This window comes from Actinocorallia lasiicapitis (genome assembly GCF_054778695.1).
In genome coordinates, this window is sequence record NZ_BAAGZI010000057.1 from 1 (window position 1) to 22,321 (window position 22,321).

Sequence of the window (22,321 nt, forward strand, 5' to 3'; positions counted from 1 at the left end):
CGGCGCGGGTGAAGGAGCGGGCCGACCGGGCGCTGGCCGCGCAGCTCAAGGTGCACGAGGCGCGCTGCGCCGGGACCGAAGACGCCCTCGACATGCTGTTCCGTCCGTCCGCCGAGGCGCACGACTGCGACGAGTGCCGGGCGCGGGCGCGTGTCCCGCTTGAGCTGTTGATGACGGTTCCGCCTGTGGTGTTCCCGCCGGTCGGGCTGAAGCACCGTGTCGTGCACACGGGCACCGACCCCGAACTCGCCGGCTACCGTGCCGACATTTCCGGAAAAGGCGGACGGCTCACCCCGGAGGGCCTGCCCCGCCAGCTCGACGTCCCGTCCCCGATGAGCCGCCGCTGGATGTTCGCCGGCAGTGGCATGGCCGGGGCCCTCGCCGCCGCCCTGATCGCCTCGTTCATGATCGGCAACGGTTCGCTGCTCTACCCCGACCTGACCTTCCCGCCCCTGGAGCGCAAGCCCTCCACCGAGCGGGCGCCCCGCACCCAGAACCCCGCCGCCGCGCCCGCCCCGAAACAGCCGGGCCCGGACGCCCCCCGCGCCTACGCGGGCCCCACCCCTTCCCTCCAGGTGACGGACCTGGACGAACCGCCCGTCCCGCAGGGCACTCCGTCCCCTTCGCCGACCGTCCCCGGGCCCGCCCCGTCGGCGTCGCCCTCGGGCTCGGTGACGCCGTTCGCCACCACCGAACCGTCCCCGACCGCTCCGTCCGAGCCGCCGCCCCCGCCTCCCCTCGCCGAGCTGGACATCAGCGGCACCGAGGTCCAGATCGGCGGCGGCCGGGTCTCGCAGGTCCAGCTCAGCGCCCAGCACGGCCCGGTCGACTGGCGTGCCGTCTCCGACACCGACGCCCTGACCCTCGACCAGGACGCCGGGCGGGTCGCTCCCGGCGAACCGTTCACACTGGTCGTCCGGCTCCGCCCGGCTCTGATCAGGGTCGCGGGCAGCGGCATCATCACGATCATCAACAGCGCGTCGGGCGAGTCGGAGCAGGTGACGGTGAGCTGGCCTATCTCTCTGCTTTGAGCAGGTAGGGCCGGACTTTCCCGAGCCCCTGGAGCGGCCGCGGCTTCAGCCCGCGGACGTCTTCGGCGAGCAGTTCGGCGGCGAGTTCGGCGGAGACCAGGACGGTTCCCGGACGTGCTGCGGACGTCAGGCGCGCCGCCAGGTTCACGGGCGTCCCGAACACGTCCCCCAGCCGGGTGATCACTTCGCCATAGGCGACGCCGACCCTGATCTGCGGCGAGTCGAACTTCGCGGACAGCTCCCGCGCGATCGCCGCCCCATCGGCCGCGGAAGCCGCGGTGAACAGCACCTCGTCGCCGAGGGTCTTGACCACCCGCCCGCCGCGCGAGGCGATGACCGACGCGCACGTCGTCTCGAACGTGTCGACCATCGACGCCAGTTCGGATCCGTCCATCCGCCGGGAGATCCGGGTGAAGGAGACGATGTCGGCGAATCCGACGGCGAGGGTGGCCGTCCCGGCGGCCGGGTCGGCCATCGAGCTGGCCGCCCCGGTGAGCGCCCGGACGCCCGCGGCCGTGAGCTGCCGCCGCCAGCCGCGCAGCAGGAGCTGCTCGAACCGGGGCCGCAGCGCCGCGGACGCCGCCAGCGCCTCTGTCACGATCGAGGAATCGACGGGTTCGCCCGGTTTGAGGAGGTGTTCGGCGAGCTGCCGCAGCCACACCTCGCCCAGCCACGACGCTAGCCGGCTCATCGTCTGCCCGACGCCGCGCGAGAGCTGGAGCACCATCTCCTCGTCGACGTACGGGTGCTCGAGCAGCGACGCGATCTCCCGCATCGCCACGACGTCCTGCTCGGTGAAGGCCACCGCGTCCTCGGGCGGCATCGGGAATCCGAGGGCCGTCCAGATGCGCAGCCCGTATTCGGCCGGCAGCCCGGAGAGCTCCTCCACCTCGGGAAAGGTGTGAATCAGGGGCTCGCCGAGGAGCAGTTCCTCGACCGATCGGGTGTCCACCAAAACCTCCACCACCGTTACATCAGTCAATGTCTCGATTGTCAGGAGTAAGATTCGTACGGCGATCACCGTCGGGTCAAGCGGGGGAAACCCACATGAGCGAGTACCGAATCGATGAACTGGCACAAAAAGCCGGGACGACCGTCCGGAACATCCGTTCCTACCAGGACCGGGGGCTGCTTCCGGCGCCCCGGCTCCAAGGACGTGTCGGGCTCTATGACGAAGCCCACCTGGCCCGTCTCCGGTTGATCGGCCAGATGCTGGAGCGCGGCTACACGCTCAGCAATATCAGCGATCTCATCGGCGCCTGGGAGGCGGGCCGCGACGTCGGCGACGTCCTGGGCCTGGAACAGGTCCTGACCTCCCCCTGGTCGGACGAGATCCCCGGCTGGGCCACGATCGACGAGCTGATCGCGACCTTCGGCCCCGAAGCGACGTCCGCCGAGATCGAGCAGCGCCTGGCCCGGACGATCGAACTCGGCCTGATCGAGCCGGACGGCGACCGCTTCCGCGTGCCCAGCCCGCGTCTCCTGCACGTCGGGGCGGAGCTGGTGGCCGCCGGGATCCCGCTGGAGGCCGTCCTGGAGATCGCCGACGAGATCCGTCGCGACTGCGAGGTGATCGCGGGGCGGTTCGTGAACCTGGTCAGCCGGCACGTCCTGTCGGATGCGGATCTGCTGGGGGAGGACGCCGTGCGCGTCGCGGAGGTGGTGCGCCGGATGCGTCCGCTGGTCCAGATGGTCGTCAACCCGTTCGTGGCCCGCGGTATGGAGGAGAAGGTGCGGGCGGAGCTCGGCGACAAGCTGGAGCTGCTGCTGCCGGATCTCGCGGATTCTCCGCTGCCGAGCTGACGCGGCGTGGTTTCCCGCCGTTGTTACCGCCCAGTCAATCGCGGAAAAGATCAAGTTGGTCGTCGCGGAATGCGAGAAGATCTCAGATCAATTCGATCAAGGACCCGCCGGATGCGCACAAGATCGACAATGGCATCGCGCAGGCCAGGCATGAGTCGGCAAGGTGTTCGTATGTTGTCGGCATGTAGTGGACATGTCCAATCGGTGACGTCTGATGAAAATGGAGTTACATGACCCACACGTTTTTGTAGGAAGTCGTGAGGCACGTGGGGTCCCGGATACGATCCTTCCGGTAGGCGGCATACGCCTGCTTTACACCCCTTGGGCGGGGTTCGCCGTCTCCTCCGGACGGCGTATACGGGAGGGTCGCTCGTTCATGTCCTCATTCGCAGACTGGCTGGAGTCCGTCTACGGCTACATGGCTCGCGGTGTCGCCGACACCGACTGGCGAGACCTGATGCCGCTCGGCTTCGCAGGACTCCTCGTCTGGAGCCTCTGGCTCTACCGGGCCGTCCTTTCGCGGCTGGCCAAGCCCGTCGAGAACGACTTCCGCACGACCGTCTCGGTCGTCGTCCCCTCCTACCGCGAAGACCCCGACATCCTGCTGCGCTGCCTGCGCTCCTGGCTCGACCAGGACCCGACCGAGGTGATCCTCGTCATCGACGTCGGCGACCACGAGGCCGCCGAGCGGCTGAAGAGCATCAGGGACCCGCGGCTGCGCGTGCTGATCTACGAGCACTCGGGCAAACGCTCCGCGCTGGGCGTCGGGATGCGCCACGCGACGTCCGAACTGATCGTCCTGTCGGACTCCGACACCTGGTGGACGCCCGGCCTGCTCGCCTCCGTCCAGATGCCGTTCGCGGACCCGGCGGTCGGCGGCGTCGGCACCCAGCAGAACGTGTACCAGCGCGAGACCAGTGTGTGGCGGCGCGTCGCCGACTGGCTGGTCAACCTGCGGTACTACGACTACGTGCCGGCGATGGGACGTGCGGGGGCCGTCGCCTGCCTGTCCGGCCGGACGGCCGCCTACCGGCGCAGCGTGATCACTCCGCTGGTGCCCTACCTGGAGAACGAGTTCTTCCTCGGCCGCCGCTGCATCGCCGGCGACGACGGCCGTCTCACCTGGCTGGTCCTCTCGTCCGGGTACAAAACGGTTCACCAGTCGAGCGCCAAGGCGCTGTCGATGTTCCCCGACACGTTCCGCGCGTTCTTCAAGCAGCGGATCCGGTGGAGCCGCAACTCCTACCGCTGCTACCTGACCGCGATCTACAAGGGCTGGCTGTGGAAGCAGCCGCTGGTCACCAAGGTGACGGTCCTGCAGATCCTGCTGACCCCGGTGACCATGGGCGTGACGCTCTGGTACCTGATCTTCTCGCGGCTGGAGCTGACGATCCCGGGCGTGATCGTCGCGTCGGTCTGGCTGCTGCTGGGCCGCGGCATCCGGGGCTACTCGCACCTCAAACGGCACCCCAGGGACCTGCTGATCCTGCCGGTGCTCGCCTTCACGGTCATCCTGGTCGCGCTGCCGATCAAGCTCTACGCGTTCTTCACGATGAACAAGCAGGGCTGGCTGACCCGCAGCGCCGACCAGATCGGCGGTGACGGCCAGACCGCCAAGTCGCTGGACTCGGGTGCTTCCTCCGGGTTCGGCCAGGCCCTCCCCGAACCAAGCAACGGTGTGAAGGTCAACTGAACATGGCGCACAAGGGCAAGATCCTGATCGTCGGCCTGCTGCTGGCGGGCGGCACCACCACCTACATCGTGCGGAGCGAGGACGCCACCCCGACCGCGAACTTCCTGGACCTGCCGGTCGAGGCCGCGGACGCGGAGCGCGAAGCCGACCTGGTCGCCGACGAGGACGCGCGGCTGAACAAGCTGCGCTCGCTGGAGAGCGTCAAGGACAAGAAGCTCACCAAGGACATGCAGAAGCCGTACCGGGTGAGCACCGGCGACGGCTACACGCTGGTCCTGACGGCCAAGGACCGCGGCGCCGCCTACACGATCGCGGACCTGGTGCGGTACGCGCCGCAGACCTTCGTCCGCCAGAGCGACGGCTCCTACCTGCTGTCGGAGAACATCTACCTGTCGGGCGCGACCCTCAACCTGTACAACCCGGGCGGTCTCGTCCTGCGGATGGCCAGCTCGCCGACGGGGTTCGTGTCGATCATCTCGTTCGGCGGCAGGCTGCGGTTCAGCGGCTCGGCGAACGCCCCGACCAAGGTCACGAGCTGGGACGGCAAGAACAACAAGCCCGACCTCGACCCGCGTGACGGCCGCGCCTACATCCGGGCGATCGGCGGCGAGCTGGCGATCGACTACACCGAACTGTCCGATCTGGGCTTCTGGTCCGGTCGTACCGGTGGCGTCTCCGCGACGGGGACGGACCGTCCCAACACGGGCGCGACGGTCAACGAGGCCGACAAGCCGGAGCACCGCACGAAGGAGCAGCGCCACCAGGACAAGAAAGACCGGATGGAGGCGAACCAGCGGAAGAAGGACGGCGAGGCCGCGGTCCCGTCGACCGACGACACCGAGGTCCTGGGCACCGGCAACCTGCCCGTCCCCGGCAGCGACGCCGGCACGGACGTCGACACCCCCGCCCCCGCCTACGCCAACCTCAAGATCACCCGTTCGCGGATCACGGGCGGCGCGTTCGGCCTGTTCATCTCCGGCGCCAACGGCGTGCAGCTCAGCGATCTGGCCGTCGAGAACAGCATGGTCCACGGGATCGTCCTGCACCGCTTCACCTCCAACGGCCAGATCGAGCGGACCCTGTCCAAGGGCAACCGCGGCGACGGCTTCGTGATCTCCCGCGCCGCCCATGACATCCGGATCACCGAGTCGACCGCGGAGGACAACCTCGGCAACGGCTACACGATCAACGGACGGCCGCTGGCGGAGGGCCCGTCGGCCGCCGGCGAGTCGATCGAGCCGTTCGGCAACAACACGATCCAGAACAGCTACTCCAAGCACAACCTGCGGTACGGGGTCGAGGTGCTGGGCGGGGTCAACAACACCGTCCAGAACAACGAGGTCACCGGCAGCGACATGGGGATCGTGGTCCGGCAGGGGGCCAGGAAGGTGACCGTCGGCGGGAACCTGGTGCGCGGCCCGAAACGGCAGGGCATCTCGATCCGCGACGGCGTCACCGACAGCCGCGTCATGTCGAACATCATCGACAAGGCGCCGACCGGCATCTACGTCCGGGACGCCGCCGGCGACGTGCGGTCCAACTCGATCGAGAACGCGACCCTGCACGGGGTGACGCTCAAGGGCGCCGTGTCCGGTTCGCTCGTCACGAAGAACACCGTCACCGGTTCGGGGCCGTCGGCGATCGACAAGGCGCGGTCGCACGGCGACGTCACGATCGACAAGAACCGGACGATCGACTGGCACGACACCTCGTCGCTGTGGGTGCAGGTCAAGCGGGTGCTGAGTCCGCTTACGCTCATCTGGTGCCTGATCATCCTTATGTTGATCACTTCGGCTGTGCAGGAGCGGCGTCGGCGCAAGGGCCTGGTCAAGCGGGGCGTCAACCCCTACGACAAGCAGGTCCATCTGGAGGAGCGGCCGGTGCAGGAGCTCGTCCGGAACCATGAGGCCGTGCAGAGCGGTGATCTTGAGAACGGCGTCCCGTCGATCGGCCCGGCCGAGCAGAACGGGACGCGGGAAAGGGTGCTGGCGGAATGACGATCGACCTCAAGGACCGGACGCTCTGGATCGGCATCGTCATCGGCGCCGTCCTGGCGACCCTGATCGCGCTCGCGTTCCGCGGCGGCGACCAGACCCCCGCCGCGGGACCGGTCGGCAACGTGGGGCCGCAGCCGATCACCGACAGCCCCGACCCGGTCGGCGGGCCGAGCGTCGACGTCAGCAGCGACCCGTTCGCCGCGCCCGTCCCGCCGGACGAGACGGCGGGCCCGCAGGCCCCGGCCGAACCCGCGCCCGGCGGAGATGTCGAATGCCCCGATCCGACCGTTTCGGTGGGGTCGGCCGACGAGCTGGTCGAAGCGCTGGCCGCGGCCAAGCCCGGCGACTCGATCGGGCTCGAGGACGGCACCTACGAAGGCAAGTTCGTCGCGAAGAACCCCGGCACCAAAGAGCAGCCGATCTTCCTATGCGGCGGCGCCGGAGCGGTCATCGACGGCGGCGGCATCAAGAAGGGGTACGCGCTCCAGCTCGACGGCGCGCACTTCTGGCGGGTCGTCGGCTTCTCCGTGCAGAACTCGCAGAAGGGGGTCATGGCCGACGGCACCAACAACGCCGTCATCCAGGGCCTGACGGTGCACGACATCGGCGACGAGGGCATCCACCTGCGCAACAACAGCTCCGACAACCTCGTGATCGGCAACTCCGTGTCCAAGACGGGGCTGCGGCGCGAGAAGTTCGGCGAGGGCATCTACATCGGCAACGCCCAGTCCAACTGGAACGCCGAGTTCTCCCGGACGGGCGGCAAACCGGACAACAGCGACCGGAACGTCATCAAGAACAACACGATCTTCGAGACGACCGCGGAGTCCATCGACATCAAGGAGGGCACGACCGGCGGAAAGGTCATCGGCAACAAGTTCGACGGCGCCAAACTCGGCGGCGACAAGCACAACGACAGCCTGATCGACGTCAAGGGCAACAAGTGGATCATTGAGGGGAACACCGGCGAGAACTCGTTCGGTGACGGCTTCCAGACTCATCAGATCCTCGACGGGTGGGGCACGGACAACGTCTTCCGCGGCAACACCCTCAACCTCAAGAACGCGTCTGGCTGGGGTTTCCACCTCGCGCCCATCAGCGGAAACACCGTCAGCTGCGACAACAAGGTAACCGGCGCCGCAAAGGGCCTTACCAATACGAAGTGCTCGTAGGGAGAGCCAAGTCATGTCTTATCCGAAGCTGACCGTGATCGGGACCGGCTATCTGGGCGCCACACATGCGATCTGCATGGCGGTGCTGGGGTTCGAGGTCCTCGGCGTCGACGTGGACGAGCGGAAGATCGCCAAACTGGCGGCCGGAGAGGTGCCGTTCTTCGAACCGGGCCTGCCGGAACTGCTCGTCAAAGCCCTGGAGTCGGGGCGGCTGCGCTTCTCGACCTCCTTCGAGGAAGCCGCGGACTTCGGCGACGTGCACTTCGTGTGCGTCGGCACCCCGCAGCAGCCCGGCTCGGACGCCTGCGACCTGACCTACGTGGACGCGTCGGTGACGGCGCTGGCCCGCAATCTGACGCGTAAGGCTCTGATCGTCGGGAAGTCGACGGTTCCGGTCGGGACGGCCGGACGGCTGACCGAGCTGGTGCGCTCCGTCGCCCCGGCCGGGACCGAGGTGGAGCTGGCGTGGAACCCCGAGTTCCTGCGTGAGGGGTTCGCCGTCGAGGACACCATGACCCCGAACCGGCTGGTGTTCGGTGTGTCGTCGGCGTGGGCGCAGGAGCGGCTGCGGGAGGCGTTCGCCCCGGTCATCGAGCAGGGCACCCCGGTCGTGGTGACCGATCTGCAGACCGCGGAACTGGTGAAGGTCGCGGCGAACAGCTTCCTCGCCACCAAGATCTCCTACATCAACGCGATGGCCGAGGTGTGCGAGGCGACCGGCGCCGACGTCCGCGACCTCGCTTCGGCGCTCGCCTACGACGACCGGATCGGCGGCAAGTTCCTCCAGCCGGGCCTCGGCTTCGGCGGCGGCTGCCTGCCCAAGGACATCCGCGCGTTCGCGCACCGCGCCGAGGAGATCGGTGTCGGCCAGGCCGTGTCGTTCCTCCGCGAGGTCGACGCCATCAACCGCCGCCGCCGCTCCCGCACCGTCGACCTGGTCCGCGACCTGCTCGGCGGCCACCTGAACGGCGCCCGTGTCGCCTGCCTAGGCGCCGCGTTCAAACCGAACAGCGACGACATCCGCGACGCCCCCGCCCTCGACGTGGCCCGCACCATGCACGGCCTCGGCGCCCACGTCCGCGTCTACGACCCGGCCGCCCTCGACAACGCCCGCCGCTCCTACCCCGAACTCCGCTACGGCACCAGCGCCCTCGACGTGGCCGCCGACGCCGACGTCGTCGTCCTCCTCACCGAATGGGCCGAATTCAAAGCCCTCTCCCCAGACGCCCTCTCCCCTTTGGTCGCCCACAAACGCATCGTCGACGGCCGCCACGCCCTCGACTCCGACCTCTGGCGCTCCGCCGGCTGGGAGTACAAAGCCCTCGGCCGCGCCTAACCCCCAAACCCAAAGACACGGCCCCTGCTCACGCGGGGGCCGTGCCCTTGTGGGAAGCCAAGCCCCCCACCCCGGGCAAGGGGAGCTACGTGGTGCGGCCCCCGAAACGGAGAAGTCCGGCTCTTTAGTCCGAGCTCTGGGTCGTCCGTGGTGGCACCAGGCGTTGTCGGTGCTCGCCAACGGCCGTCGCGCGCGGCTTCGCTCAGGCGGGCGAACGCCTTCAGGTAGCCGCTGACGTCGGTGGGCTGGCGGTTCGCTGAGCTGGACGGGGACGAGGTCGGGGCCCAAAGGAGCGCAGCGCCCGGCCAGGACTCATGATCGCGTCGAGCTGTGGCATGTGGACGGTTTGGGGATGGTGAAACGGTCGATATGGCGCAGGTCGAGGCGATCTTGGGTTGGGGGTGGTGGAGTCCGCTGCGGAGATCTCGTCACCTGCACCGCATCGCCTAGGCACGTCGAAAGACGTGCAGGCTCGCCCTCGCCCGAAGCCCGGTACGCGGAGGTGGTCACTGGGTTCGTTCAGGGATCCAGACGCGAAGTGGTCCGAGCGTTCGTGCTCCCGTCCGGAGAGCGGCGGCGAGATCGGCACCGTGTGCGTAGCTGACGATGGGGAGGCGCGGGTGGGTCGTCGCCGTGGCCTGGACGACGCTGGCCCATAGCTGTGGTGCCGGAAAGGCAGGCCCCCACAGATTGGAGATCCCGATGACGTCGGCGGCGGTGTAGGCGATGGCGCCGGCAAGGACACGGCCGTCGCGGTGCGCCTGCAGGAAGGTGCAGCGGGCGTCGTGGAGGAGTTGCGGCAGAAAGACCGCTTCGTCTTCGGGCTCCTCGTGGGCCCATGCCTTTTCCCACGCGTTCAGTTGGTGGGCCCCGGTCACCTTGCTCCAGCGCAAGCCGAGGTCGCAGGGGTTTTCGAGGGCCGGGGCATGGAGGATCCACTCACCTTCGAAGAGAAGGTCGAGACCGGCGGGAGTCAGGTCGATCCGAGCGAAACTGTCCTTGACGGCGCACTGCCGGGCCGCGGTCACGGCTGCCAGGTCGCGGATGTCCGCCGCCGGGTTCAGTGTGATCACGTGTGGATAGAGCTCCAGGTCATGGTCGAAACTGACCCACAGGTGGTGGTCGAAGGTTCCAGGGGAGCCATGCGATCGGCAGACCGCGTCACACCACATCGCGTTGTTGCGCACGGCCGCGCCGAGCAGTTCAGCAGAGTCCACTTGGCCATCCAAGGCGTGGCGTTCGGATCTGTCATCCGCATTTTCCGGTGCGAGCGACGCACGGCTGGGAGCGCCCCCGTTATGGCGCTCCCAGCCGTCAATTCGGCGTTGGCCGCCCATCGGGAGTTCCGGCGCAGCCTCGCTGACCTGCGTGGCGACGGTGTCACCGTTCTGCTCGGTCCCGGGGGGGCCGAACCGCACCCGCCCGGGACCGGTGCCTGCCGGATATCCCTGACGTCTCGCGCTCGACGTCCAGGGTGCGTCGAGGGCTCGAGGTCAGCGGCGGTAGACGTAGCTGAGGGACGTCTTCGTCGAACCGTTGGGGCCCTTGAAGGCGAGCTTTCTGGTGATCTTCAGGGTCTTGCCTGAGCAGGCGAAGGAGCCCTTGGTGAGGGCCAGGGTGTCGTAGATTTTGTGGTTCCTGAAGCCTTTGATCGTCTTGTCGACGTCGTAGCTGCCCATGTACTGCTTCGACGGCTTCGTCTGGTGGAAGCCGGCTCTGGCGGTTCCCTTCGCGGTCTTGAGCGCGACCTCGAAGGTTCCCTTGGCGCCGCCGGTCAGGCGCACGGCGGCCGTGTAGTCACCCTTGTAGACCTCGTAGCCCTGGCTGCCGTCGTGGGTCCAGTTGGCCCACTGCGGTGTCGAGCCGTCGAAATCCATGGACAGGCGCTTGGGCTCGATCTTCAGTTTCACCTTCTTCGCGCCCTTGAACGTGGTGGTGAACGCCTTGCCCTTGTGCACGCCCTTGATCACCACGTCCTGCTTGGTGAGTTTCCAGGTGCCGATGGCGCAGGGCTTGGCGGCCGCCTGTGCGGGTCCCGCCACGACGATGCTCCCGGCAGCCACGACCACCGCTGCGATCCCGATCCGAATCATGTCCGCCTTCTCAGAACGAAATAAGAGTCGGCCAAATCTACAGATTCACCCCATCCCTTACTAGACCAGCCGAATGGCGTCGCAAGGCCGTAGCGGGGGTGTTACCGCCAGGGATCGAGGGCGTGTTTGCCCTGGGTCTGGCGGGATTCGAGCTGCTGGAGCACCGACGGGCCGTCGCTCAGGGGGTGGATAGTGGGGGCGCCGGGCGGGTAGACGCCCTGGTCGATCAGGGCCTCCAGTTCGGTGAGGAGGTCGGCGAACATGGTGGGGGCGTGGGTGGCCAGCTCCAGGATGTGGAGGCCCTTGACCTGGACGCGGTGGGTGAACAGCAGGTCGCGGGTGGACAGATCCGCGTGGCCGGAGGCGGCGCCGAACACGATGATGCTGCCGGTGATCGGTCGGGTGACGGCGAGGCTGGCGGCGAAAGTCGTGCGGCCCACCGACTCCAGGACGAGGTCGACGGGCCCGGCGAGGCGGAGGATCTCGTCGTCCAGGGCGGAGTGGCCGCTGTCGATCACGTGGTCGGCGCCGAGGGCTTTGACGGTGTCGTGCTTCCCGGGCGAGGCCGTCGCGATCACGCGCGCTCCGTAGTGGCGGGCGAGCCGTAGCGCGGCCTGGCCGACGCCCCCGGCCGCGGCATGGACGAGGACGGTGTCGCCCGCGGCCAGCCGTCCGAGCGGCCGCAACGCCGCCAGAGCAGTCGCCCAGTTGATGACGAATCCGAGGGACTGGGCGTCGGTCCAGCCCGCAGGAACAGGGAGGACACCGGCGGCGGGCACCGTCATGTACTGGGCGAAAGCCCCCGACCCGGCCCCGACCACATGGGCCCCCAACGGCAGAGCGGCCTCGACGCCCGGACCGCGGCCCACGATCTCCCCCGCGGCCTCGAAACCGGCGACGTAGGGGGCCGCAGGCCCGCCCTCATAGCTGCCCCGCGTCTGCATGACGTCCGCGAAGTTGACCCCCGCCGCCCCGACCCGGATCAGGTACTCCCCGACGCCCGGAACAGGCACAGGATGATCGTCGACCAGAATCAGGTCCTCCGGCCCCTGGTGGGAGAGCTGGACCAGCGAGCGTATCGGCTCATTGTGGTTCATACGGCCGACGGTAAAACCCTGACATAAGCGTCAAGGTCAAGCCCGGTCAGGCCGGGCCGCCGCCAGATAAGCGTCAAGAGCCGCACGCTGCTCGGCAAGCCCCGCGATGCGCTCGACGAGCCGGTCACGGTAGCTCTGCACCTGCGCCAGGAACTCGGCACAGACCCCGTCCTCCGACGTGACATAAGGCAGAACCTCCCTCACCAACCGCACAGAAAGCCCCGCATCCAACAGCGCCCGGACCAGCCGAACCCGATCGATCGTCGGCTGGCAGTAATCCCGATAGCCATTGGCCGACCGCCCAGAGACGAGCAGCCCCTCCGCCTCGTAATACCGCAGCGACCGCGCACTGACACCACTCACCCTCGCCGCCTCACCAATCCTCACCCCCAGGTAAACCCCCGACCCCCGCCCGATCTTCCACCACCACACGTCCAAGGCCCCGGAAGCCAGCCTCAGGACCGCGCCCGGCTAGGGGAGCGGAGAAATTCGCGCGCTCCCCGGAGCCGGGTGACCAGGTGTTTCCGGGTGCGGGCGCTGTCGAGGCGGATGTCCTGCGGGTGGGGGGCGGCGGCCGTGCGGAGGGCGGACGGGTCGAGGCCGTCGCGGCGGGCGATGAGGACGCCGAGCTCATGGCGGCTGAGCGCGTCGGAGCCCGCGAGGTGGACGGTTCCCGCGAGCCCAGAGACCGCCACCTCCCAGAGGGCGGCCGCGAGATCATCGGCGTGGACGGGGCAGCGGACGTCGTCCGTGAACAGGGCCCCTGGGCTCCGCCCGGCCGCCAGCGCGTGGACGAACGCCTCGTGCTTGGAATCACCACCACCGATGATCAGGGACGTGCGGGCGACGACCGCCGACGGGTCGAGCGCGCGGATCGCCGTCTCGGCCGCGGCCTTGGCGGCGCCGTACGGGGTGATCGGGTCCGGTAGCCGGTCCTCGTCGTAGTGCACCTCCGCGCCGGAGAAAACGGCGTCGCTCGAAACGTGCACCAGACGGCAGCCCCACTCCCGTGCCGCGACCGCCACCCGCGCGGCTCCGTCAGCGGTCGTCGCCCAGTCGCCCTGCCGCGACGCCACATTGATCACGACGCTGGGACGTACCGCCGCGAACGCCGCCCCGATCTGATCCGGAACACGAAGATCGACAGCCAGCAACCCCGGCACCGCCCGGACGACTGGCATAAGTCCCCACGACCTCCCGCCCCGCTGCGAGCGCGAGCCGCACCAGCCGCCCCCCGAGCCGCCCGCTCCCTCCAACGATCAGAACGCTCATGGCCCGCCACGATAAACCCGCCTCAGATTTCCCAGGGCGTGTTCCGAAGCCACCCGCCGCTCGCTACGAGCGCCGACGAGACACGCCCTGACCTCCGTAGGGAGACGCGAGGGTGACGGGCGTGCGGGCGAGGTCCAGCGCGGCTTCGGGGAAGTGCCGGCCCGGGACGTAGTAGCGGGATCGCGTTCGGCCGACGGAGTCGAGGACGCCCGCCGCGACGAGATCGCGGAGATCGCGCTGGGCCTGCTGAGTGGTGAGAGCCTCAGCGTGCTCATAGCGGAGCCGACGGACCCGTCCCGCCATCGCGACCTCGTGCAGCGCGGCGATCGTCCGTTCGTCGAACGACGTGCCCGCGACGAAGTCCGCGAGGGCCGTCCAGACCGTCGTGGACCGGTCGATCCGGGCCTGAACCGTCTGGGTCTGCTGGTGGTACGCGGTCAGGTTGAAGCGAAGCCAGCCATGGACGTCCTGGTCGGGCAGGTAGGTGGCACCGCGCGCGCTGAGCTCCCGGTAGTACTCCCAAGTGTTTCCCGGACGCCCCAACCACGCCTCGATCGAGGAGAACTCGGGCGCCAGCACACCTTCCCGGGCGATCATCAACGTCTGCAGTGAGCGGGACATGCGCCCGTTGCCGTCGCCCCACGGATGGATCGACACCAGATGCAGATGGGCCATGGCCGCCCGGACCAGCGGATGCGCCGCGTCATCGGCGTTCAGCCAGTCGACGAACTCCGCCATCAGACCGGGGACGTCGGACGCGTCCGGGGCGGTGTAGGCGGCGATGCTCGGATCACGCGCGTCCGTCACGTACACGGGTCCTCGCCGCCACTGGCCCGCCGGTCTCCGCGCCGTGTGATGGTGCCCTTGGAGTATCCAGTGGAGCCCGTTCAGCAGCCCCTTGCTGTAGGAGAAGTCCGCCGCGTCGTGGAGGGTCTGGATGTAGGTCATCATGCGCTGATACGCCAGGGTCTCCTCGCGGTCCTCGTCTGAGACCTCGACGTCGCGTTCACCCTCCATGAGATCCGCGACGTCAACGGTCGAGACCCGGAAACCCTCGATGGAGTTGGACGCGGCGACCGCATCAGCCGTGAGGAACCTGCTCAGCCCGTCCGTCCACCTCGCAGGCGTGCGCATCTGATGACGCAGCGCGTGACGCATCTCCTCGATTTCGGTGAGGACCCGCTCGTCCTCGGAATCCAGGGTCGGCGTGGGGAACAGCATCGAGTCAGCGGGGTTGGGTGGTGGAGGAGATGTGTTCGTGGTGGCGGATGACTTCGGCGATGATGAAGTTGAGGAGTTTTTCGGCGAAGGCCGGGTCGAGGTTGGCGCTTTCGGCGAGGTGGCGCAGGCGGGTGATCTGGCGGGCCTCGCGGGCAGGGTCGGCCGCCGGGAGGTGGTGGTCCGCCTTCAGGTGGCCTACGCGCTGGGTGCATTTGAAGCGTTCGGCGAGCATGTAGACGGTGGCGGCGTCGATGTTGTCGATGCTCTGGCGCAGCCGGTTCAGCTCGTCGAGGACGGCCTGGTCGACGGGCCCCGCAGCGGAGTTCGTCCCATGGGTCATGCAAGCCACCCTAGAACCTCGCGGCGAGAGATCAGTCGTCGCCGAAGATCAGGTGGAGGGTCCAGCCGACGACGCCGACGATGATCGCGCCCCAGAGCGCGGGCCAGAAGCCGTCGACGTAGAACTGGACGTCGAGCTTCTCCGACGCCTTGCTGGCCAGCAGCAGCAGGCCGGCGTTGACGACCAGGCCGAACAGGCCGAGCGTCAGCAGGTAGAAGGCGCAGCCCAGGGTCTTGATGACGGGTTTGAGGAACGCGTTGATCAGGCCGAACGCGATCGCGACGACCACGAGGGTGAGCGCTTTCTTCGCGTCGTCGTCCGGGCCCTTCAGGGTGATGCCGTCGAGGAACCAGGCGGCCGCGCCGAGCGCGATCGCGGTGATGGCGACCTTGATAAGGATCTTCACGGATGAATCGTGGCATGACGGGACGCTCTCCGCGTCATGCCACAAGGTGAATTCCTAGACCACCGGAAGGAGGAGGGCCGACGGACGGGCCGGATCGTGGAAGATCTCCTGGTCGGCGGTGACGAAGTCGCGGGCCGTCCCGATCGGCTCCCCGGTCCCCGGATTACCGGCGATCTTCGGGTACGCCCCGGACGCCACGTGCACCCGCAGCCGGTGCCCGCGCTTGAACCGGTGCCCGGCAGGCCAGAGGTCGATCAGGACCTTCCGGACCCCGTCGGCGTCGGGCGGGCAGTTGGCCTCGGTGAGCCGCAGCCCGCCTTCGCACACGTTCCGCGACGTCCCGTCCGGCGCGACGTCGCAGAGCCGCACGATGAAGTCGGTGTGCACCCGAGACGACCGCACGAACAGTTCCGCCCCCACCGGCCCGATGATGTCGAGGTCGTCCTTGAGGACGGGCGAGCTGAACACCAGGACGTCCGGACGCCGCTCGGCGGGCCGCTGGTCGACGGGCCGCCCGATCCCGAGCAGGGTCGGCCCGCCGAACGCGGGCGTCGGATCGGAAGGGTCGTACCGGTAGGTTCCGGGCGCGGACCGCGGTGGGTTCAGCGGATCGAACCCGTGGCCCGGCTGCAGATGCCACCGCTGCTGCCGCATCCCCGGCACCGGCCAGTCGCCGTACTCGCGCCACTCGCCCGCCCCGGTCACATAGACGCGCACCGGCAGCGCCCGCAGCCCGGACGGTTCGCCGCGCAACTGCGCCCGGAAGAACCCCAGGGCTTCCCGGACGGCCACGATTCCATGGCGCGGATCGGCATGCCACCATGGCCCGATGGTGAGCTGGGGCCGGTGCCCGGCGGCCCGCATGGCCAGATAATCCTTGATCATCCACGGCAGGAACACGTCGTACCAGCCGCCGACCATGGTCGCCGCGGGCAGCGACGGGGTGATCGCGGCGCTGTGCAGACGGCCGTCCCAGAACGGGTCCTCGGCGAGGCCGTGCCCGCTGAGGAGCTGCTGGAAGAAGGGCACGGAGCTGCCGGTGGTGTAGGAGTCGAGCTCGCCGAGCGGCAGCCCCGCCCGGACGGCCCGTGCGGTGCGCCGCCGCATCCGCAGCAGCTCGATCGGCTGCTCGATCTTGGACGTCACCGAGACCCACCCGAGCGTCGACTCGAGCGCAAAGCTCCCGCCTATGTAGATCGCGTCCCTGAACTGCGACGCCGTGACGCTCAACGCCATCGCCCGGTGCTCAGGCCCGGATTCCGCCGCGATCGCCCACTGCGTGTGCCCCAGATACGACGGCCCGTAAGTCGCGAAAGTCCCGTGGAACCATGGCTGCTTCTTCAGCCATGCGACGGTCGCGAGCCCGTCCGCCTGCTCGTACAGCGGGTTGAACGATCCGCCGGAGCCGAAAGTCCCCCGGACGCTCTGCACCACGACCTGGTACCCGAAGTACGCGAACGGCAGCCCGTTGATCGCTCCGGTCACCCCGCGCCGCCCGTAGGGGGTGCGGACCAGGATCGTCGGCGGCGCGGCCACCCCGGACGGCACGTACCGGTCGGTCAGCAGCACGACCCCGTCGGGCATTTCGACGGGGATGTCCTTGATATGGGAGACGCGGTGGCCCGCCCGGGGGAACTGCGGCAGCCGCAGCCGTTCGGGAACGCTGATCCGGTCGGTCAAGGCCATGGCGTCCTCCCTGCGGCGGGCGTTCTCTGGCGTGATACCCGCTCGTTACCTCCGAGTAACTGTAACCCGTTCCAGTTACGTCGGCGGGCGGTGAGGCACTCCACTCACTTCCCTGACAAAACCCATGCGACGATCAGCGTCAGGCAACAAATATTACCGGGTGGTAGCGACCTGGTCACCATGGAGTAACGCGCGATGGTTAGGGTGGTGGCGAAGAATTCGGGAGTCCGGGGAGAATCCTTGCTCTATCGCTTCATGCGACTCGTGGTGCCGATCGCTTTCCGTCTGCTGTTCCGGGTCAGAGTCGAGGGCAGGGAGAACATCCCGGCCAGCGGTCCGCTGGTCGTCGCCAGCAACCATCTGTCCTTCATCGACAGCTATGTGATTCCCATCACTCTGCTGCCGCTCAAGGTCGTCTTCCTCGCGAAGGCCGAGTACTTCGACGGCAAGGGCCTCAAGGGCAGGCTCAGCCGCTGGTTCTTCACCAGCATGGGGATGATCCCGGTGGAGCGCGGCGACGGGGCGTCGGCGATGGGCGCGCTGGAGCAGTCGGCGCGGATCGTCAAGGAGGGCAAGGTCTTCGGGATCTACCCCGAGGGCACCCGCTCCCTGGACGGCCGGCTCTACCGCGGCAGGACGGGCGCCGGCTGGGTGGTCCTGGCGACCGGCGCGCCCGTGCTCCCCGTCGGCCTGATCGGGACGCCCGAGCTCCAGCCCGTCGGCTCCCGGTTCCCCAAGATCGGCAAGCCGGTCACCGTCCGGGTGGGGCCGGTGCTGGAGTTCGGCCAGTACACCGACCTGCCGCCCGGCAAGGCCAGGCGCGAGATCACCGACGACGTCATCGCGGCGATCCAGAAGCTGACCGGCCAGGAGTACACGGGCGAGTACAACGACCACTCGCCGTCCTGACCGGCCATCTTCCTGACCGGCCATCTTCCTGACCGACCCGCGAACCGGCTAGAAGCCGCCGGGAGGCGTCTTGTCGGTGATGTTGACGCCCGCGCCCTGGGCGGCCTTCTGTGCGCTGTCGATCGCCGCGCCCGCCCCGGCGATCGCCGAGGTGTCGCCCGACTTGAGGCCGTTGACGGCGTTCTGCACGGTCGCGGCGACCGAGTCGACCGGCGCCTTCAGGTACTTGCAGAGCGTCGGGTCGGCGGTGACCAGCTTCCGGCCGGCGTTGAGCCGGCTGACCGCGAAGGCCCCGGCGGCGACGGCCTTGGCGATCGCGGTCTTCTGGCCCTGGGCGCCGGACTTGAACGTCCCGGCCTGGTACGGCTTGTAGATCCACCGGTGGAAGGTGCCGAACGCCAGGCCCATGTCGGCGGTGAACCTGGTCTTGGCGAACGACTTCGTCGCCTTGGTCGGGCAGGCCGTCGGGCTGGCGGAACCGGACGCCGCCGGGTCGGACGGCGCCGCGCCGTTGACGCCGTCGGCCTGCGCGGACGAGCCGGCGCCGGTGTTGGTGGCGGTCTCGTCTTTGCCGCCGCCGCAGGCCACGAGCGATGCCGCGAGCAGCGGCACCACCAGGATTTTCTTGATCATTGTCCGGTTCCCCCCGAAAACGGATCGTTGAAACGTCTTACTTGATCACCCCATACCCCGCCGCGTCGCACTGATCACCGGCGATGCGGGCAGTAGGGTCGGATCCATGGTGATCAGCGCCGCGAAATACCGGAAATGGGTGCCTATGCCCTTGATGGTGCTCGCGGTGGCCGGCTGCGCCGGCGGTCCCGGAGCCCACGCGGACGCCCCCCGGGCGACCTCGGCCACCGGACCACCCGTCTACACCTCCGACCAGCTCCGCCAGGCCCTCCTGCCCGAGGTCGCGACCTACGCGCGGGCCGGCGAACCCGACTCCGGCCCCTACAGCGGGCTCGCCGCGATCAGGAACTTCGCCCAGCTCCAGCGGCAGGTCGTCCTCAACAAACCCGCGTGCGCCAAGGTCAACCAGGCGTTCGGCGCGGAAGGCGACGACATGGCCGCACCCGCCGCCCTGACGACCTTCGCGCGGGCGTCCGGCCAGACCGTCACCGAGACCCTGATCGCGGTGCCCGAGGCCGTCGCGGTGCGGGAGGTGGCCAGACGGGTGCCGTCGCAGTGCCGGTGGTTCAAGGCGAAGGTCGGCGACCAGTGGTCCAGCCACCAGGTCGTCGAGCAGACCCCGGACCGGCATCTGATCGGGACGGGCTCGCGTACCGTGGGCTTGGTCACCATGGCCAGCGAGGTCCGGCAGGGTCAGCGGCAGCCGGAGAAGGTCGCGATGTGGTTCGTGGTGTTCCGGTCCGGCGGCTATCTGGGCACCGTCAGCCTCTACGGGGCCGACGCCACGAAGTTCGACGCGGAGAGAATCGCCCGCGCGGCCTATGACCAGGCCGAACGCATTCTCCCGTAACCTCCCGAACCAGAAGACCATCGACGCAGTCCAACAACACGGATGACGCGACAGGCCGGTGACCGAACCGGTCGGCGCATCGCGACCCCGGTGCGATACTGGGGCCGCGTGTGTCTAGGGGAAGGGACCCACCGGTAATGAGCGTGACCTACCGCGTACAGGGCGGACGGCAGCTGCACGGCACAGTGTTCATCCAGGGCGCCAAGAACTCGGCGCTCCCGATGATCGGTGCCGCGCTGATGGCCGCCAAGGGCCGGACGGTGCTGCGCAACATCCCGATCATCGAGGACATCCGCCGCGCCGTCGAGCTCGCCCAGGCCGTCGGGGCCAAGGCCGAGCTGCACGAGGCCGAGCGCACCCTGGTGATCGACGCCTCCCAGCTGAACAGCCCGGTGCTGCCCGCCGACATCGCGGCCCGGTTCCGCGGTTCGTTCCTTTTCGTCCCGGCGCTGCTGCACCGGCTGGGCGAAGCGGTGATCGAGGGCGTCGGGGGGTGCAACCTCGGCAGCCGGAACCTCGACTTCCACTACAACGGCTTCAAGCGCATGGGCGCGACCGTCACCGAGCACGACATGGAGAACGACAACGGCTACATCCATGTCAAGGTCGGCCAGCTCCAGGGCGGCACGCTCTACTGCGACACGCCCTCCCACACGGGCACCGAGAACCTGGTCATGGCCGGTGCGCTCGCCCACGGCAAGACCCTGATCAAGAACGCGGCCCTGGAGCCGGAAGTCCTCGACAACATCGACTTCCTCCAGCGGATGGGCGCCCAGATCACCGGCGGCGGCACCGGCTTCGTCCACGTCGAAGGCGTGGACGAGCTGACGGGCATCGAGCACACCGTCATGCCGGACCGGATCGACGCCGGTGTCCTGGTGATGGCCGCGGCGATCACCGGCGGCGAGGTCAGCCTGGTCGGCGCGGACCTCGAGCATCTGGGCGTCGCGGTCGACAAGCTCGAGCAGATGGGCGTCGAGTTCCACCAGCAGGGCGCCGTCCTGCAGGTGAAGCGGGAGCGCCCGCTCCGCCCGATCAACGTGATCACCGACGAGTACCCGGGCTTCGCCACGGACCTTCAGTCGCCGATCATGGCGCTCGCCACGCAGGCCGAGGGCGAGTCCTACATCTATGAGCGGATCTTCGACGCCCGGTTCCAGCTCGCCAACGAGCTGAACTCCATGGGCGCGAACATCGAGCTGAGCGGGGCGCAGCGGGCGCTCGTGCACGGCCCGACGGCGCTGCGCGGCGCCAAGACCGTCGCCCACGACCTGCGCTCCGGCGCGGCGCTCGTGCTGGCCGGTCTGGTCGCCGACGGCGAGACCGAGATCAGCTCGGGCTACTTCATCGACCGCGGCCACTCCAACTTCGCGGAGCGGCTGAACGCGCTCGGTGCGGAAGTCGTCCGCGAAGAGAGCTGAACGCCCAAACCGCTGCGCGCCGTTCCGTGACGGCCACTTTCGGTCATACGACCTGAAGGCTACAAACTCAGATAAGTCCTTCACAGCCCATGATCCAGCCCTTTAGGGTGCGGATCGTGGGCTGTGAGTGCTGACCGGAATGTGGCCTGAAGGTGAGGATTTTCTGTCCAACCCTGTCCCTAGGTTACTTTTCCGCCGCACTCTTGATTCGGTTTCGCGTCAGAGAGTCACATTCACCGGCAGAGGGCCGATTCGCGAGTTGAGATGGGCTCGGCACAGCCGAGATTTTCGACTAGGGCAACGCGGGCGGGCCGAAAGGCAGGGGCGGAAAGCCATGACTGGACCACGGACGGGGTCGGTGACACCGGACCTGACGATCGGCGTCGTCGGGCCGCACGATCTCGTCGAACGGGTCATGTTGATGGGCCATGGGCCCACACCGGTACCGAGCAGGCTTGTCGCCGCCGCTTACCGGGACGAGCAGGAGGCGGCGGACAAGGTCGTGCGGCTGGGTTCGGGCGTGGACGTCTGCCTGTTCGCCAGCCCCGTCCCGTACGACTTCGCACGGAAGGCGGGCGTGCTCACCATGCCCGCCACGTACGTCCCGTTGAACGGGGCCGCGCTGCAGGGGGCACTGCTGCGCGCCGCGCTCGACGAGCGGTTCGATCCCGCACGCGTCAGCATCGACGTGCTGGCTCGCGGCGAGGTCGAGGAGGCGTACTCCGAGATCGGGATGCCGACCGACCAGGTGCATCTGCGGGAGGAGGTCGCGGGCCCCGGCACGCTGGCCGCCTTCCATGAGCGGCTGTGGCGGCGCGGGCTGACGACCGTCGCGCTGACGTGCGTGCACGCGACGGCCGAGCGGATGGAGCTGGCCGGAGTGCCGACCCTGCGGATCCGCCCGACCGGGGCCGCGATCCGCAGTTCGCTGCAGACGGCGGCGCTGCTCGGCGCGCATCACCGGCTGGAGGAGTCGCAGCTCGTCGTCGTCCTGGTGGACGTGCCGACGCTGCGCGAATCGCCGCGCCGGGTGACTCCGCGGTACTGGCGCGAGGAGCTGAAGCTGGCGCTGCATCGGGTGCTGCTCCAGGAGGCGCACCGGATGAACGCCTCCGTCTGGCCGCTCGACGACCACAGCTATCTCGTGACGGCGACCCGCGGCTCCGTCGCGTCCGGCACCGAGGGGTTCCGGACGCCGCCGTTCGTGGAGCGGGTCCGTGAGGAGCTGGGGCTGGCCGTCGAGGTCGGGATCGGGATGGGCCGCACCGCGCAGGAGGCCGAGGGCCACGCGCGGGCGGCGCTGGCCCGTTCGCAGACCTCGCAGCGCGCCCAGGGTTTCGCGCTCGACCGCGACGGCCGGG

The 22,321-nt window shown here is 68.8% G+C and carries 21 protein-coding genes; 10 read left to right on the plus strand and 11 right to left on the minus strand.

Features of this window, described 5'->3' with window-relative positions:
• Positions 1-1,031: hypothetical protein (locus tag ACYVE7_RS09665; protein ID WP_460364252.1), on the plus strand; the 1,031-nt coding region annotated here is incomplete at its 5' end.
• Here the strand turns inward: ACYVE7_RS09665 and ACYVE7_RS09670 are convergent.
• Positions 1,015-1,983 (minus strand): adenylate/guanylate cyclase domain-containing protein, encoded by a 969-nt coding sequence (locus ACYVE7_RS09670; RefSeq protein WP_460364253.1) that lies wholly within the window; start codon positions 1,981-1,983, stop codon positions 1,015-1,017. The genes ACYVE7_RS09665 and ACYVE7_RS09670 overlap by 17 nt on opposite strands.
• Positions 1,984-2,078: 95 nt before the next feature.
• On the opposite strand from ACYVE7_RS09670, the gene ACYVE7_RS09675 reads away from it, so the two are divergent.
• The 5 genes from ACYVE7_RS09675 to ACYVE7_RS09695 all read left to right on the plus strand — a co-directional run bounded on the left by ACYVE7_RS09675 (position 2,079) and on the right by ACYVE7_RS09695 (position 9,032).
• Positions 2,079-2,834, plus strand: a complete 756-nt coding sequence (locus tag ACYVE7_RS09675) for a MerR family transcriptional regulator (protein ID WP_460364254.1) — start codon at positions 2,079-2,081, stop codon at positions 2,832-2,834.
• Positions 2,835-3,210: 376 nt separating this feature from the next.
• Positions 3,211-4,527: a glycosyltransferase family 2 protein gene (locus tag ACYVE7_RS09680; protein ID WP_460364255.1), complete on the plus strand. Its 1,317-nt coding sequence runs from the start codon at positions 3,211-3,213 to the stop codon at positions 4,525-4,527.
• A 2-nt stretch (positions 4,528-4,529) separates the two neighbouring features.
• The gene (locus ACYVE7_RS09685; RefSeq protein ID WP_460364256.1) at positions 4,530-6,524 is read left to right on the plus strand and encodes a right-handed parallel beta-helix repeat-containing protein; all 1,995 of its coding nucleotides are present in this window, start codon (positions 4,530-4,532) and stop codon (positions 6,522-6,524) included.
• A complete protein-coding gene (locus tag ACYVE7_RS09690; protein WP_460364257.1) occupies positions 6,521-7,696 on the plus strand; it encodes a right-handed parallel beta-helix repeat-containing protein in 1,176 nt (391 codons plus the stop codon). The genes ACYVE7_RS09685 and ACYVE7_RS09690 overlap by 4 nt, the downstream gene beginning before the upstream one ends.
• 13 nt (positions 7,697-7,709) lie before the next feature.
• The gene (locus tag ACYVE7_RS09695) at positions 7,710-9,032 is read left to right on the plus strand and encodes a UDP-glucose dehydrogenase family protein (protein WP_460364258.1); all 1,323 of its coding nucleotides are present in this window, start codon (positions 7,710-7,712) and stop codon (positions 9,030-9,032) included.
• A gap of 506 nt (positions 9,033-9,538) precedes the next feature.
• Here the strand turns inward: ACYVE7_RS09695 and ACYVE7_RS09700 are convergent.
• The 9 genes from ACYVE7_RS09700 to ACYVE7_RS09740 all read right to left on the minus strand — a co-directional run bounded on the left by ACYVE7_RS09700 (position 9,539) and on the right by ACYVE7_RS09740 (position 17,147).
• Positions 9,539-10,249 carry a hypothetical protein gene (locus ACYVE7_RS09700; RefSeq protein ID WP_460364259.1) on the minus strand — a complete coding sequence of 237 codons (711 nt, stop codon included), beginning with the start codon at positions 10,247-10,249 and terminating at the stop codon, positions 9,539-9,541.
• 276 nt (positions 10,250-10,525) lie between these two features.
• Entirely contained in the window at positions 10,526-11,125 is a 600-nt protein-coding gene (locus ACYVE7_RS09705; protein WP_460364260.1) for a hypothetical protein, read from the minus strand.
• A 101-nt stretch (positions 11,126-11,226) separates the two neighbouring features.
• Positions 11,227-12,222: a zinc-binding dehydrogenase gene (locus ACYVE7_RS09710; RefSeq protein WP_460364261.1), complete on the minus strand. Its 996-nt coding sequence runs from the start codon at positions 12,220-12,222 to the stop codon at positions 11,227-11,229.
• Between the two features lie 36 nt (positions 12,223-12,258).
• The gene (locus ACYVE7_RS09715) at positions 12,259-12,654 is read right to left on the minus strand and encodes a MerR family transcriptional regulator (RefSeq protein WP_460364272.1); all 396 of its coding nucleotides are present in this window, start codon (positions 12,652-12,654) and stop codon (positions 12,259-12,261) included.
• 23 nt (positions 12,655-12,677) lie between these two features.
• Entirely contained in the window at positions 12,678-13,376 is a 699-nt protein-coding gene (locus tag ACYVE7_RS09720) for an SDR family oxidoreductase (RefSeq protein ID WP_460364262.1), read from the minus strand.
• A 181-nt stretch (positions 13,377-13,557) separates the two neighbouring features.
• On the minus strand, positions 13,558-14,715 hold the full coding sequence (locus ACYVE7_RS09725) for a Fic family protein (RefSeq protein ID WP_460364263.1): 1,158 nt from the start codon (positions 14,713-14,715) through the stop codon (positions 13,558-13,560).
• Between the two features lie 4 nt (positions 14,716-14,719).
• On the minus strand, positions 14,720-15,055 hold the full coding sequence (locus ACYVE7_RS09730; RefSeq protein ID WP_460364264.1) for a chorismate mutase: 336 nt from the start codon (positions 15,053-15,055) through the stop codon (positions 14,720-14,722).
• A gap of 31 nt (positions 15,056-15,086) precedes the next feature.
• On the minus strand, positions 15,087-15,461 hold the full coding sequence (locus ACYVE7_RS09735; protein WP_460364265.1) for a phage holin family protein: 375 nt from the start codon (positions 15,459-15,461) through the stop codon (positions 15,087-15,089).
• 54 nt (positions 15,462-15,515) lie between these two features.
• Positions 15,516-17,147 carry a CocE/NonD family hydrolase gene (locus tag ACYVE7_RS09740; RefSeq protein WP_460364266.1) on the minus strand — a complete coding sequence of 544 codons (1,632 nt, stop codon included), beginning with the start codon at positions 17,145-17,147 and terminating at the stop codon, positions 15,516-15,518.
• A gap of 255 nt (positions 17,148-17,402) precedes the next feature.
• On the opposite strand from ACYVE7_RS09740, the gene ACYVE7_RS09745 reads away from it, so the two are divergent.
• Positions 17,403-18,056, plus strand: a complete 654-nt coding sequence (locus ACYVE7_RS09745) for a lysophospholipid acyltransferase family protein (protein WP_460364267.1) — start codon at positions 17,403-17,405, stop codon at positions 18,054-18,056.
• Between the two features lie 48 nt (positions 18,057-18,104).
• Here the strand turns inward: ACYVE7_RS09745 and ACYVE7_RS09750 are convergent, their stop codons facing one another.
• Positions 18,105-18,689 carry a hypothetical protein gene (locus tag ACYVE7_RS09750; RefSeq protein ID WP_460364268.1) on the minus strand — a complete coding sequence of 195 codons (585 nt, stop codon included), beginning with the start codon at positions 18,687-18,689 and terminating at the stop codon, positions 18,105-18,107.
• Between the two features lie 145 nt (positions 18,690-18,834).
• On the opposite strand from ACYVE7_RS09750, the gene ACYVE7_RS09755 reads away from it, so the two are divergent.
• The 3 genes from ACYVE7_RS09755 to ACYVE7_RS09765 all read left to right on the plus strand — a co-directional run.
• On the plus strand, positions 18,835-19,539 hold the full coding sequence (locus ACYVE7_RS09755) for a hypothetical protein (protein WP_460364269.1): 705 nt from the start codon (positions 18,835-18,837) through the stop codon (positions 19,537-19,539).
• Positions 19,540-19,676: 137 nt separating this feature from the next.
• Entirely contained in the window at positions 19,677-20,960 is a 1,284-nt protein-coding gene (murA, locus tag ACYVE7_RS09760; protein ID WP_460364270.1) for a UDP-N-acetylglucosamine 1-carboxyvinyltransferase, read from the plus strand.
• A gap of 334 nt (positions 20,961-21,294) precedes the next feature.
• A partial coding sequence (locus ACYVE7_RS09765; RefSeq protein ID WP_460364271.1) for a transcriptional regulator occupies positions 21,295-22,321 on the plus strand: 1,027 nt, incomplete at its 3' end.